The organism is uncultured Legionella sp. (assembly GCF_937871865.1).
GTDB lineage: Bacteria > Pseudomonadota > Gammaproteobacteria > Legionellales > Legionellaceae > Legionella.
Genome location: NZ_CALMPD010000075.1, coordinates 26,517 through 40,130 on the forward strand (window position 1 = coordinate 26,517; position 13,614 = coordinate 40,130).

The window sequence follows — 13,614 nt, forward strand, 5'->3', positions numbered from 1 at the left end:
GAATAGTGACATGGAACAAAATGATGTAGTTATTGTTGCAGCAAAAAGGACTCCCATGGGTGGAATGCTCGGTTCTTTCTCTGCCCTGACAGCCCCGGAGCTTGGTGCTATAGCCCATATGGCGGCTCTTACTCAATCAGGCCTTACATCTGCCGAAATAGATGAAGTAATTAGCGGTTGTGTACTTCAAGCGGGAATCGGACAAGCGCCAGCACGACAAGCAGCAATAAAAGCAGGTATACCTAATTCAGCTGGAGCAACCACTATCAATAAAATGTGTGGTTCAGGTATGAAAGCAGCCATGCTCGCTCATGATTTGATTCAGGCTGGCTCAGCTAATGTCATTTTGGCAAGTGGAATGGAAAGCATGAGTAATGCTCCATACTTATTAGCAAAAGCACGCTCTGGCTATAGACTCGGCCATGGCGAATTAAAAGATCATATGTTCCTGGATGGCCTTGAAGATGCGTATGATAAAGGTCAATTGATGGGATGTTTTGCTGAAGCGACAGCAAATCACTTCAAATTCAGCAGAGAACAACAAGATGAATTTGCTATCCGCTCAATGAATAACGCTCTTAAGGCAATTGAAAGCGGAGCGTTTGCAGATGAAATTGCGTCAGTGACCTTATCGACTCGCAAAGGCGATATTACAGTAAGTGTAGATGAAGGTCCTGATGCAGCTAAACTGTCAAAAATTCCACAACTAAAACCTGCCTTCCAGGCAGATGGTACAGTTACTGCAGCAAACTCCAGTTCCATATCTGATGGAGCTGCAAGTTTGATACTAATGAGTGCAGCTAATGCAGAAAAACGTGGTGTAAAACCGCTTGCTCGTATTGTCGCTCATGCAAGCCATGCCCAAGCACCGCAATGGTTCACTACCGCTCCAGTAGACGCGATTCGTAAAGTAATGAACAAAGCTGGCTGGGGTCAGAAAGATGTTGATCTTTATGAAATAAATGAAGCATTTGCAGTAGTTGCTATGGCAGCCATTACACAGCTTGAATTAAATCCAGAACAGGTTAATATTCACGGCGGTGCATGTGCTCTGGGCCACCCAATCGGGGCATCTGGTGCTCGAATTCTGGTTACATTGATGCATGCGCTCAAGCAACAAGGTAAAAAACGTGGTGTCGCAGCATTATGTATAGGTGGCGGCGAAGCAACTGCAATGGCTATTGAACTGTTATAAAAAACAGGTTAGTCATAGGCCTGATGGCACGACCAGGTTCTTCGGGAAAAATCTGAGAGCACTGGCATTAAGTTAAGAAACTTTACGTTATTGTGCAGCGGGAAACTATGGCCCCCGTATTACGCTACGCTAATACAGGCTACAGCATCTTAACTTAAATGACAGTGCCCTCTGATTCAGAACATGTAGGTCGGGCCATGGCCCGACCTACATGTTCCTGTCTTTTGATAAAGTGATGGCGTACTTTTCTTAATGATAGTCCCCTAGGGACAGGTAGAAGGATGTAGAGATTAAGAGAAAGAAGTAGTACAGGTCTTGCTGTCCAGACCAGTTATAAAATAATAATAAAAATAAAGGATGTACATGTTACGACAAAGTCTTATATATCTGCTGCTAAGTGTTCTTATAGTAGTTTTTGCTAAATACGCTCATCTCCTGATTGTTTATATTGACCTTTTCTTTATTTATGTAAATCTCAAACTCGCTCCTGTATTTAGCCAAACAGGATGGGGCCTGATAATCAGAAAAGTATTGGTTTTAATGTTATTGCCAATCATTATCACCGGCATACCAGCTCTTATTTACAGAGTAATTAAAGGCCGTGAAATGCCTCATTTTATCGCAATTGTCTGGGTAGTATGGACAATTATCGTTTTGAGCGTCATTTTAATTCGGTGAGGGTAAGGGAATGACAAAAATTATTAGTAAAATAAATACTGCTGCGCAGGAATATAAAGAAAATCAATCTGTAATGAACGCTCTGGTTGAGGAGTTGCGTTTCAGAGTCAATGAAATTGCACTTGGCGGAGATGAAAAGGCACGTACCAGACATTTACAGCACGGTAAATTGCTGCCAAGAGAAAGACTCCAGCAATTATTAGATCCAGGCAGCCCTTTTCTGGAACTCTCCCAACTTGCAGCGTACGAGGTATATAATGACCAGGTCCCTGCAGCGGGAATTATAGCGGGTATTGGTCGAATATCCAGAACTGAATGTGTCATTGTAGTCAACGATGCCACAGTAAAGGGTGGAACTTACTACCCATTAACCGTTAAAAAGCATTTAAGAGCTCAGGAAATAGCCCTGCAAAATCATTTGCCCTGCATTTATCTTGTCGATTCAGGAGGTGCTTTTTTACCCCTTCAGGATGAAGTATTTCCAGACAAAGAGCATTTCGGACGAATTTTTTATAATCAAGCACAAATGTCGGCCCAGAATATCCCTCAAATTGCAGTAGTTATGGGGTCTTGTACCGCAGGAGGAGCTTATGTTCCAGCAATGGCTGATGAATCCATTATGGTAAAAAATCAGGCAACGATTTTCCTGGGCGGCCCCCCTCTTGTTAAGGCAGCGACGGGAGAAGTGATCAGTGCTGAAGAATTAGGTGGGGCTGAAGTGCATTGCAAACATTCAGGAGTATCTGATCATTATGCAGAGAATGATGCTCATGCCCTACACCTGGCAAGAATCGCAATAAGTAATCTGAATCGCCAAAAAATAGAAACAATAAAACGTATTGATACTGCTGAACCACTTTATGATGCCCTAGAGCTAAATGGCATCGTTCCGGCTGATCCCAGAAAACCATTTGACATAAGAGAAATTATTGCTCGCTTGGTTGACGGCTCAGTATTCGATGAGTTTAAAGCTTTGTTTGGAACCACTCTCGTTTGCGGTTTTGCACATATATACGGCTATCCTGTAGGTATTATTGCCAACAATGGCATTTTATTTAGTGAAAGTGCTTTAAAAGGAAGCCACTTTATAGAGTTGTGCTGTCAACGTAAAATTCCATTGATTTTTTTACAGAATATTACAGGATTTATGGTTGGCTCAAAATACGAGGCATCAGGCATTGCCAAGCATGGTGCTAAAATGGTTACTGCCGTTGCAAATGCAAATGTTCCCAAATTCACCGTTATTGTGGGTGGAAGTTTTGGCGCGGGTAATTATGCTATGTGCGGTCGGGCATACAATGCGCGCTTTATCTGGACCTGGCCGAATTCGCGTATATCAGTGATGGGTGGAGAACAAGCAGCCAATGTGCTGGCTCAGGTAAGCAGAGAGAAATACGCAAAGCAAGGTACAATCTGGCCGGCCGAAGAAGAAGAGTTGTTTAAATCACAAATGCGGGCCCAATATGAAACTCAGGGCAATCCATATTATGCCAGTGCCAGACTTTGGGATGATGGCGTAATTGCCCCACAAGATACACGAATGATTCTTGGGCTTGGTTTATCGGCAGCGTTAAACGCCCCTATTGAATCCACACGCTTTGGCGTATTTCGCATGTAAAAGGGATTAAATTAATGAGTGATTTATTACACGAAATTCAAGACAAAATTTGTTTGCTCACTATAAATCGAGTAAACAAACACAATGCATTCGACAATCATCTGTTGTTAGAAATGCACAAACAACTTGATGCAGCAATAAATAATGATCAGGTTAAAGTTATAGTGCTTAAAGCGAATGGCAAACATTTTTGTGCTGGCGCAGACCTGGCATGGATGCAGAGCATGATCAACTACAGTGAAGAAGACAATCTGAAAGATACTATGGTGCTAGGTAATCTGATGCATGCCATCCACCAAAGCCCCAAACCAACAATAGCAATGATTCACGGCTCCGCCTTCGGTGGAGGAGCTGGGCTTGCAGTTGCCTGTGATATTGCCATTGCGGCTAATTCAGCCCGATTTTGTTTTTCTGAAGTTAAATTAGGATTGATACCTGCAGTGATTAGCCCTTATGTGGTACAAGCTATTGGCTTACGTGCTGCACAAATGCTCTTCATGAGTGCAGAAACGATAGATGCACAACGAGCCTTGTCTTTAAATCTCATCCAACATCTTATTCCTGAAGAGGAATTATTGGATTTTACACTCAATTATGCAAATCAAATAAGTAAGAATGCGCCGGAAGCTGTTGCACAATCAAAAAAGCTCGCACGCTATGTTGCATCCAAGGAAATAAATGAGGAACTGGTTTATTACACGGCATCGCTCATCGCTCATAAACGAATTTCAGCTGAAGGCCAAAAAGGACTTCATGCTTTTTTAAATAAAGAAACACCGAACTGGAGCTAGGAACCTGCATGTTTAACAAAATTCTAATCGCGAACCGAGGTGAAATAGCCTGCAGAATCATTAAAACTGCACGCTCCATGGGTATACATACCATAGCAATTTATTCATCTGTAGATAAAAACAATCTTCATGTTCAGTTGGCTGATACAGCATGTTATGTTGGTGAAGCAGCGGCAAAAGACAGCTACTTAAATATTGAGAATATCATACAAGCAGCAAAAGATACCGGCGCTGAAGCCATACATCCAGGCTATGGTTTCTTATCTGAAAATCCAAAATTTGCTAAGGCGTGTGACGATGCAGGAATTGTATTCATAGGCCCGTCTATTGAAGCAATGGATGCTATGGCATCCAAACAATTGGCAAAACAGTTGCTCGAACCGACCAATGTTCCATTAACCCCAGGTTATCATGGCAGCGAGCAATCTGAAGCAAGGCTACTGTCTGAGGCAGAAAAGATAGGATTCCCTGTGCTGATTAAAGCTGCAAATGGTGGTGGCGGTAAAGGAATGCGCGCAGTCCATAATGAATCTGAGTTCAGCGATTCTTTAGCAGGAGCAAAACGAGAATCATTAGCAAGTTTTGCTGATGACACCATGATTATAGAAAAATTGGTTCTTAATCCGCGCCATGTTGAATTGCAAATTATGGCTGACAATCATGGTAATGTAGTCCATTTATTTGAAAGAGATTGTTCCATTCAAAGAAGGCATCAAAAGATCATTGAAGAAGCACCCGCACCTGATTTATCTCCTTCTATGCGCCACAATCTGGCTCAGGCCGCATGCGAAGTTGCTCGCTCTATAAACTACAGAGGTGCTGGTACTGTTGAATTTTTAGTGGATGGAACAGATCATTTTTATTTTATGGAAATGAATACTCGCTTGCAGGTTGAGCATCCAGTAACAGAAATGATTACGGGACTTGATTTGGTTTCCTGGCAACTCAAAATTGCAGCCAACGAGCCCCTGCCGCTGACACAAGATGAAATCAAAACGAACGGTCATGCTATTGAATGCCGTATCTATGCAGAAGATCCCTATAATGGCTTTATCCCCTCTATTGGACAATTAAGTTTTCTACAAGAACCATCGGGCGATGGTTTACGTATCGATACAGGTGTCACTCTAAATTCAGAAATCACCATGTATTATGATCCAATGATATCCAAACTGATTGTCTGGGGAGAAAGCAGAGAAGAAGCTCTGCTACGCGTGGAACGAGCTCTCTCTCATTACTTAATTGGCGGCGTCAAAACAAACATCCCCTTTTTGAAAGCTATTTGCCAGCATTCCAAATTCAGACAAGCAGCTCTCAGCACTGATTTCTTAGGGAAAGAAATAATAAATTTACCCAATCCAGACAAAAATCTGGGCTTGCTACTCGCAATAAGTTTTGATTATTTAAGTACAGTAAATCAAATTACAGACCCATTACTCAAAGATACTTTTGCCTGGCAGATGCATGTGCCAGGACACTGGTTATGGCGATATCAGGAAGAAGATACTGTAATTGAAGCGCAAATCAAACCTATCGATAAAAAAAGCTTTAACCTGAGCTTAAATAATAAAGAACACCACATAACGGCTCACCTCAACGGACACCATCTGAGAATCGAAACAGAGCATAAAAATTATAAAGCTGTTGTTGATTCCAATGAACATCATCTGACCGTGTATACGGAACAAGAGGTCATATCTATTGAGCGATTTAGATGGAATAAATCAGACTCATCCGCGCAGCATAAAGGGCAGTTAACCGCGCCAATGCCGGCGACCGTCGTGGCTGTATTAAAAAGCATAGGGGATCAGGTTAAAGCTGGTGAGCGCTTGATTGTTCTTGAAGCAATGAAAATGGAACATACAATTCACGCACCTATAGATGGCGTGCTCCAGGAAATATTCTACACCGTGGGAGCACAGGTAGGTGAAGGAGCAGAATTACTTTCATTAAGTGAATCTGATTCATAAACTACTGAGACGATTATGGACTATCCACAACAAGTGACAATAATAGAAGTAGGCCCTAGAGATGGTCTGCAAAATGAGTCATCTTTTGTTTCCAGCGAACATAAAATAGAACTGATTAATCTACTAAGTGCATCAGGCTTAAAACACATAGAAACAACCAGCTTTGTTTCAGCAAAAGCTATTCCTCAGCTAGCAGACAACGAGCAGGTATTTAGCTCGATAAATAAAAATCCATCCATAGCCTATTCTGCATTGGTTCCTAATGAACGGGGAATGATTAAAGCGCTTGAAGTAGGTGTCCGCGAAATTGCAGTATTTACAGCTGCAAGTGAATTGTTTAATCAACGTAATATTAACTGCTCCATTCAAGAAAGTATTGAACGTTTTAAACCGGTAATGGAGTTGGCAAAATCAAATCACATTAAAGTTCGAGGTTATATTTCCTGCGTGCTTGGTTGTCCATATCAAGGTGATGTTCCACCTGAAGATGTGGCAGAGGTCACCCAACGGCTCATCGATCTTGGGGTCGACGAAGTATCCCTGGGCGATACAATAGGTGTTGGCACCCCCAAACAAACCCAACTGGTTTTAGATAAAGTACTCCCGCTGATTCCCCTGGAGCGTCTAGCCATGCACTTCCATGATACTTACGGCCAGGCTATAGCCAATATCTATGCCTCTTTGCATTATGGAGTCCACCGTTTTGACAGCTCAGTTGCCGGCCTTGGTGGTTGTCCTTATGCAAGAGGTGCTAGCGGAAATATAGCAACAGAAGATGTGCTTTATTTAATGCATGGCTTAGGTATTCATACGGGTGTCGATATTTTTAAAATCGTAGCCGCCGGGGATATGATATGCAAAGCATTAGGACGAAAAAACCAATCCAAAGTAGCTAATGCATTATTGGCAAACCCATGTAATTAGCCATAAAATGACCTGTTGATATTTCTCTGGCGTGCAAAAAATGACAGAAAATTAAGCAGTCTGGATGAAATTAAAGGCCTTCTGTTTGCCCATTATCAGGACAATCGAAAGGGAAGCGACATAGCAAGAGAGAAGATTTAATGAACGAAATAGTATGGACACCTAAACACCCTCAAAATACAAAAATGGGGCAATTCATGCTCTATGCAGCAGAAAAGAATTGTCAGGTTTTTGAGGGTTACCAAGATTTACATACCTGGTCTATCAAACACCCTGATTCGTTTTGGCAAACTCTTTGTGATTTTTTTAATCTGACCTTCGATACCCCACCACACCATGTACTTAATTATTATGAAAGCATGCTGGATGCGCGATGGTTTACTGGAGCTCGTTTTAACTTTGCCCAAAAACTCTTATCGCGTCGAGACAGTCATACTGCATTAGTAAGCATTAATGAAGAGAATAAAAAACAGAGCATTAGCTATGAAGAATTATATGTCCAGGTAGCTCAATGCGCTGCAGGCCTTAAAGCAATTGGAGTTACAACAGGTGATCGGGTTGCAGCACTCATGCCCAATGTACCACAAACAATAATAGCCATGTTGGCCACAACATCCTTAGGTGCAGTCTGGTCATCCTGTTCCCCAGATTTTGGGGCGCAGGCAGCAATCGACAGGCTAGGACAAATCGAACCCAAAGTATTATTTATATGTGATGGGCACCAATATCAAGGAAAAATCCATAGTGGCGCAGAGAAGATAGTGCAATTACAAGATGCAATGTCTTCATTAATCCAAATCGTTATATGTCCTAATATTCATGAAGAAATTAAGCTCTCAAAAACATCAAAAGCACTCTACTGGGATGACTTTATAAAACCTGCAACTCATTGTGATTTCGTTTCACTCCCCTTCGAGCATCCCTTATATATTTTATTTTCCTCAGGTACCACAGGAAAACCTAAATGTATTATTCATGGAGCTGGAGGCACCCTGCTACAACACCTTAAAGAGCTTGGACTGCATACTGATTTAGGTGATACAGATAATCTATGTTTTTATACAACCTGTGGCTGGATGATGTGGAATTGGACTGTATCAGCACTTGCTCTGGGAGCTACCCTGACTTTATACGAAGGCTCGCCGACCTATCCACAAAACAATCGATTGTTTCAAATAATAGAAGAAGAACAGATTACCGTTTTTGGTACCAGCGCAAAATTTATTTCTTCAATTGAAAAAGCTGGGGTAAAACCAAAAGAAGAATGTAATTTATCTCATCTTCGTTGCATCCTGTCGACAGGCTCACCATTACTTCATAAAAGCTATGATTTTGTCTATGAACAAATTAAAAAAGACATTCAACTCAGCTCCATTTCAGGAGGTACTGACATTATCTCCTGTTTTGCATTAGGCAATCCTATGCTACCTGTCTACAGAGGCGAGCTGCAATGTATCGGTTTAGGTATGGCAGTTGAGGTATTTGATGAAGAGGAACATTCACTTAGCCAAGCACGAGGTGAATTAGTATGCACTATGCCCTTTCCGTCAATGCCTGTAGGCTTCTGGAATGATAAAGACCGATCGGCATACACTAATGCTTATTTTAACCGATTCCCGGGAATTTGGGCTCATGGGGATTTCGCAGAAGTGACCGCGCATAATGGCTTAATTATTTATGGACGATCAGATGCAGTATTGAATCCAGGCGGAGTTCGCATAGGAACAGCTGAGATTTATCGACAGGTTGAGAAAATAGAATCAGTAATCGATAGCATTGTCATTGGACAAGATTGGCTTGATGATGTTCGTATTGTCTTATTTGTTAAATTACGGGACGGTGTATTATTAAGTGAGGAATTAATTAAAACCATAAAATGTACTATTCGTGAAAATGCATCTCCGAGACATGTTCCGGCTAAAATACTGCAAGTACAGGATATTCCGCGCACCATCAGCGGGAAAATTGTAGAAGTTGCTGTCAGGCAGGTAGTTCATGGCCTACCAGTAAATAACTTGCAATCATTAGCCAACCCTCAAGCGCTCGATTATTTTAAGAATCGCGAAGAGTTGACTAATTAACTCTGCCATTCACGTTATTAGTAGCCCGGATGCAGTGCGAAGCGAGTACCAATTAAATGTATCATGCTGCGGATGTCCTTCCGGGATTTCACCAGGCTGCACCCGGGCTACTTGTGAAATATCGCTATGATTTTTTTTGGGGGTCATCAAGCAGAATTTTGATGATAGTATGAATCAACAAATCCTGATATTGATTCTTATGTAAAAAGAAATGATCCCCCGGGAAATTCACATAATGAAAATGTGAACTAGTCAGAGATTTCCAAGCTTGCATGTCTTCAGCGTTGACCCGGTCATCAGCGTCTCCATGAAAAGCTGTAATCGGGACACTTAAGGGAGGCTCAGCATCTTTGTGTTGATAGCTTTCAACCAATTGCAAATCAGCCATTAATTTGGAGAGCATCAGCTTGATAAATTCCAAATCTTTTTCTGATTTTGCGTATTGTTCAAGATTAATTTCAAGTTCCATTAGCTCCATAAACACGGCCAGCTGATCTGCTCTGCACTGTTGCAACTCAGTCAAATCAGGTACGCCCTGAAATCCAGCATGCTGTAATTTTAATATAAACTGTTGATACCAAGGATTGGGGTGCATTAATGGTGAACTATAGGCTGCTACAAAAAGTTGTCTGCAGTTTTTTGCATATACGGGATTTTCAGTCAGGCGTTTCATCAATCGATAAGCAATAAGCCCCCCTGCACTATGACCATAAAAGGCAAAAGGTTTATTGCATTCAGGGCCAATAATCTCACTCAGCGTATCAATAAGCGGGTAAATACTGGTGAACGGCTCTTCCTGGAAGCGATTTTCCCTGCCAGGTAACTGCACAGGAACCACGATGATGTTTTCTGGCATTTTTTCCTGCCAACCCTTATATAAGGAAGCGCCTCCACCACCATAAGGAAAACAGAATAACTGTGTTTTTTGCGAGCCTCGCCCGGGTTTAGTAAACCATAAACTGGATTTATCTTTTGTCACCGTTGGTGTTTGGTGCTTCTCGGCAATCAGGGAAACCAATGATTGAGCCAGTGTTTCTATTGTACTGGATTCCATTAACAAATTTAATGGAATGTTAATACCCGTTTTTGTAAGAAAATCATTTTTTAACGTCAGATTGATGATGGAATCAATGCCCATGTCACTTAGGATACTTTTTGCACCAAGTTCATCTTTAGGTATTGCCAATACACTAGAGCATGAATCGATAAGATAATCGCACAAGGATTGGATCTGTTGTTCAAGGGCAAGTTCGCCAAGCTGTTTTAACACGATTGATTCTTCCTGCTCCTGATCTTCATCATTTCTCATGAATTCAGCCATCCATTGCTGATTAACAGCATGCATTTCAAAATCAGTACATTGAATAAATACTTCCCTTTGCTCATTAAACAGCACAAAACTACCGTATAAGATTTCGGGATTTGTCCTATCCTTTAATTTAAGATGACACCAGAGTGGTTCAGATTGTTCAGGCAAAGAGGCAATCAGCACCTCATCCCATCGATGCACCATAAACATAGCCTCTTCATCGGCTAAAGCCGCATGAAACAGCTGCGCACAGGCATCCCATATCCCAGAGTTGTATTTTCGTTGTTTAAAACGAGCAAGAGCTTCTCCCTTATTAACCCAGAGAGTATCTATCCATTTAACACTATCCCCAAGGGCTACACCACGCTTACTCAAGCCTTCGTAAAACGCATCACTACCGTAAGTGTGCATGCACTGACTCTGGATAGTTCCTATCGATCCCTGTGATTCAGGCTTGTTCGCGAGCTCAGGTTTTATTTGAGCATTTACATGCAAATTCCATTTTGAACTGCCAGCATCCAGGGAAAAAAACTGGAGATCCAGAGCATCGCCAGAAGAGCTCACAATCAGGCAGATTGATTTTTCCTTGCCTTTTACAAAAGTAATAGCAGAAATGAATTCTATAAAGACGATGATAAAATCGGATAGGTTCAGATTCAATTTGATCATTTCGATGAAATAGCCCACATGCATCAGATTATTGGTATCGTTCAATTCAGGTACATTTTCTGGACTGATATTAAAGATAAATTGCTTTTGCTCCAAAGGTGAGGAGAACGTAGTAGCCAAAAGCGGATTACCTGATTTGACAGGAGCGATGGATTGCTTCCCCTTCTCTGAAGGCACAAACCAGAATGGTTTACGCTGGAAAGGATAGGTTGGTAGTATGACTTTATTAAATTGTTCTTTGGGGTATAGTTCATCCCAATTCAAATCAGCACCTGAACAATAAAATTTCGCCTGCTCTCTCAAGGTATATCCTTGTGTATTCTCAGGAACAGTCATCTCTTCTGGTGGTGCCAATGTCACGTTCTCATCAGCACTATCATTCAGGTAATGTTCCATGCTTATTTTAAGTGCAGCTATATCTCCAGCAACAAAAGCAATCCTTTTTATAAAATGCTGACGGCCTGTATTCGCACTAAAGCAAATATCACCCAAATCATGTTGTTCACTTCATTGTGCAAAAAATGATAGAAGTTTTTTACCATCTGGTTTAGTGTGCCTTGATTCAACGCAGAAAGTACCAATACATGTTCGCTTTTGACCGCGGAAACAGGCAGCTCATTAGTTCCTTCAGAAATAATCATATGGGCATTGGTTCCACTGAACAATGGCTTCTCTGGGTGAAATTCCAAAAAAAATTCGCATCGAACATGCGAATATCTTCCGTTAGAAAGCCGCCTTCTTTGACATAACTTTTCCCCGGAACACTGGCATCTGCATCATAAAAATCAGCTATATTAAAACGATTCTCAGGCATTGCACTGACGCCATCGCCGCCTCTTTGCAAAAACTCCCAGAATGCTTCAGGCGTGTTGCATCCTCCAGGAAAGCGACACGCCATTCCTATGATTGCAATGGATTCATTCTGATGTTCTGCTGCTTCTTGTTTTAAACAGGACTTACGCAAAACCCATCAAAACGGAAGGGCTTTTCAGCTCTTGAATTAAATAATTATGCAAGAGCCTTCTTTTTATCTGATAAACGGTTTCTTTTGTTGTATAGGCTATTTGTTTCATTCTAACCCAAACAAGTAACGCGCACGCAATATGATTTCTCTGTATACGCTGTTTTCGGCACTCGCATTTTTCCACGCCATTTAGCTGTTTAATTTCACGATGAAACTGCTCAATATACCAGCGCATAGCACACACATTTTGAGTATCATGACTGCAATGTTGAGATGGGTCGTTAGTCGCTACATAATCGGTCCTGTTGGTAGAAACAGGTACACGAAACAGTTTCATATAAAAATCTCCAGGCATTCCTTTAAGGCGAATTATTTTACCAAGTGTTAAATCTTCTTCGGTCCAGTTCAATTCAGTAACGGGTTTATAGTACTCCTCTGTACCCGCTGGTCTTACTAAGCGATTTCGCTTAATAGGACAATAAAAATATTTACCTAAATTGTGGACAAATAACATAAACTTATTACTGGCATACCAGGTATCAACCAACACGGTTGTAAAGCTTAGCTGCTTGGAATATAAAGCGTTTTTAAGCATGTCCTGCACATGGTCTACTTTGCTTTTACCATCTCGCTCAGGATCAAAAATTCGATAATCAATCAACCAAAATTCTTTCGTTTCGGGATTAATATAAATACAATTTACCAGGCCAATCCCACGAACAATCCCATGTGCATTGCCACTATATTGCCAGCGAACAGATTCAATATGTCGAGAATGATTCTTGTCTAAAATGCTATCGTCAAAAACAATAAACCCACTTTTACTTTGTTTAATATCAACCTTTGTATGCTCCCAGACTAACCTGGGGGTTAACCTCTCATCCCTTAAATAGCGATTCACCATATCATGAGACAGGGAATCTACATGCTCAGCAAAATTTGTTAATGTGTAGTTAATTTGGCTGCTGAATAATACTGGCAATAATCCAAACGTGTCACTTTATTGTTTTTGGGCGAGACATTATTATAACGAAGCGTAGAAATTTACGGTAGATTACTACACCTCAAAACAATAATCTGTGATCCATCAGCTCTTTGATACTTGATCTATTTCTCAATTTACAGGGTTTTGCGTAAGTCCTGATGGAGTTATAAAGGGTTCAGGCGTACATCATGGTGGCAAAAGCAAATCGATTACCGCTCCCAGTCTGGAAGCACAACAAAAATTAATTACTGAGGTTCTACGACAAAGCGGGGCTTCTTCTGAAAGCGTTAGCTATGTTGAAGCACACGGAACAGGAACCTCTTTGGGTGACCCGATAGAAGTAACCGCTTTGACCAGAGCGTTTCATACGGATAAAAAAGAATATTGTGCCATAGGTTCAGTCAAAACCAATATTGGTCATCTTGAGGGA

General features: G+C 41.3%; 11 protein-coding genes and 1 pseudogene. 8 read left to right on the plus strand and 4 right to left on the minus strand.

Going from position 1 to position 13,614, the window contains the following annotated elements; genetic code table 11:
* Positions 1-10: 10 nt before the first annotated feature.
* The 7 genes from Q0495_RS04305 (at position 11) to Q0495_RS04335 (ending at position 9,257) form a co-directional block, all read left to right on the plus strand.
* Positions 11-1,195, plus strand: coding sequence for an acetyl-CoA C-acyltransferase (locus Q0495_RS04305; protein ID WP_298623484.1), 1,185 nt, complete (start codon positions 11-13; stop codon positions 1,193-1,195).
* 363 nt (positions 1,196-1,558) lie between these two features.
* Positions 1,559-1,873 (plus strand): hypothetical protein, encoded by a 315-nt coding sequence (locus Q0495_RS04310; RefSeq protein WP_298623487.1) that lies wholly within the window; start codon positions 1,559-1,561, stop codon positions 1,871-1,873.
* A 10-nt stretch (positions 1,874-1,883) separates the two neighbouring features.
* Positions 1,884-3,491: a carboxyl transferase domain-containing protein gene (locus Q0495_RS04315; protein ID WP_298623490.1), complete on the plus strand. Its 1,608-nt coding sequence runs from the start codon at positions 1,884-1,886 to the stop codon at positions 3,489-3,491.
* Between the two features lie 14 nt (positions 3,492-3,505).
* Entirely contained in the window at positions 3,506-4,282 is a 777-nt protein-coding gene (locus Q0495_RS04320) for an enoyl-CoA hydratase-related protein (protein WP_298623505.1), read from the plus strand.
* A gap of 8 nt (positions 4,283-4,290) precedes the next feature.
* Positions 4,291-6,252 carry an acetyl/propionyl/methylcrotonyl-CoA carboxylase subunit alpha gene (locus tag Q0495_RS04325; RefSeq protein WP_298623508.1) on the plus strand — a complete coding sequence of 654 codons (1,962 nt, stop codon included), beginning with the start codon at positions 4,291-4,293 and terminating at the stop codon, positions 6,250-6,252.
* A 15-nt stretch (positions 6,253-6,267) separates the two neighbouring features.
* The gene (locus tag Q0495_RS04330) at positions 6,268-7,176 is read left to right on the plus strand and encodes a hydroxymethylglutaryl-CoA lyase (protein ID WP_298623509.1); all 909 of its coding nucleotides are present in this window, start codon (positions 6,268-6,270) and stop codon (positions 7,174-7,176) included.
* A gap of 140 nt (positions 7,177-7,316) precedes the next feature.
* On the plus strand, positions 7,317-9,257 hold the full coding sequence (locus Q0495_RS04335) for an acetoacetate--CoA ligase (RefSeq protein WP_298623511.1): 1,941 nt from the start codon (positions 7,317-7,319) through the stop codon (positions 9,255-9,257).
* 124 nt (positions 9,258-9,381) lie between these two features.
* Here the strand turns inward: Q0495_RS04335 and Q0495_RS04340 are convergent, their stop codons facing one another.
* The 4 genes and pseudogenes from Q0495_RS04340 to Q0495_RS04355 form a co-directional block, all read right to left on the minus strand.
* Positions 9,382-11,727 carry a thioesterase domain-containing protein gene (locus Q0495_RS04340; protein ID WP_298623513.1) on the minus strand — a complete coding sequence of 782 codons (2,346 nt, stop codon included), beginning with the start codon at positions 11,725-11,727 and terminating at the stop codon, positions 9,382-9,384.
* Positions 11,679-11,876: a hypothetical protein gene (locus Q0495_RS04345; RefSeq protein ID WP_298623515.1), complete on the minus strand. Its 198-nt coding sequence runs from the start codon at positions 11,874-11,876 to the stop codon at positions 11,679-11,681. The genes Q0495_RS04340 and Q0495_RS04345 overlap by 49 nt, the downstream gene beginning before the upstream one ends.
* A complete protein-coding gene (locus Q0495_RS04350; RefSeq protein WP_298623517.1) occupies positions 11,873-12,199 on the minus strand; it encodes a beta-ketoacyl synthase N-terminal-like domain-containing protein in 327 nt (108 codons plus the stop codon). Before Q0495_RS04350 ends, Q0495_RS04345 begins: the two co-directional genes overlap by 4 nt.
* Positions 12,192-13,198 (minus strand): annotated as a pseudogene (locus Q0495_RS04355) (transposase). Before Q0495_RS04355 ends, Q0495_RS04350 begins: the two are co-directional and overlap by 8 nt.
* A 152-nt stretch (positions 13,199-13,350) precedes the next feature.
* On the opposite strand from Q0495_RS04355, the gene Q0495_RS16800 reads away from it, so the two are divergent.
* On the plus strand, positions 13,351-13,614 hold a 264-nt coding region (locus Q0495_RS16800), incomplete at its 3' end, for a hypothetical protein (RefSeq protein WP_367274381.1).

What these genes read in the sequence shown, in the direction of transcription:
- Q0495_RS04330 (WP_298623509.1), top strand. Translation starts at nt 6,268, where the DNA reads ATGGACTATCCACAACAAGTGACAATAATAGAAGTAGGCCCTAGAGAT.
- Q0495_RS04325 (WP_298623508.1), top strand. Translation starts at nt 4,291, where the DNA reads ATGTTTAACAAAATTCTAATCGCGAACCGAGGTGAAATAGCCTGCAGA.
- Q0495_RS04315 (WP_298623490.1), top strand. Translation starts at nt 1,884, where the DNA reads ATGACAAAAATTATTAGTAAAATAAATACTGCTGCGCAGGAATATAAA.
- Q0495_RS04335 (WP_298623511.1), top strand. Translation starts at nt 7,317, where the DNA reads ATGAACGAAATAGTATGGACACCTAAACACCCTCAAAATACAAAAATG.
- Q0495_RS04345 (WP_298623515.1), bottom strand. Translation starts at nt 11,876, where the DNA reads ATGATTATTTCTGAAGGAACTAATGAGCTGCCTGTTTCCGCGGTCAAA.
- Q0495_RS04320 (WP_298623505.1), top strand. Translation starts at nt 3,506, where the DNA reads ATGAGTGATTTATTACACGAAATTCAAGACAAAATTTGTTTGCTCACT.
- Q0495_RS04310 (WP_298623487.1), top strand. Translation starts at nt 1,559, where the DNA reads ATGTTACGACAAAGTCTTATATATCTGCTGCTAAGTGTTCTTATAGTA.
- Q0495_RS04305 (WP_298623484.1), top strand. Translation starts at nt 11, where the DNA reads ATGGAACAAAATGATGTAGTTATTGTTGCAGCAAAAAGGACTCCCATG.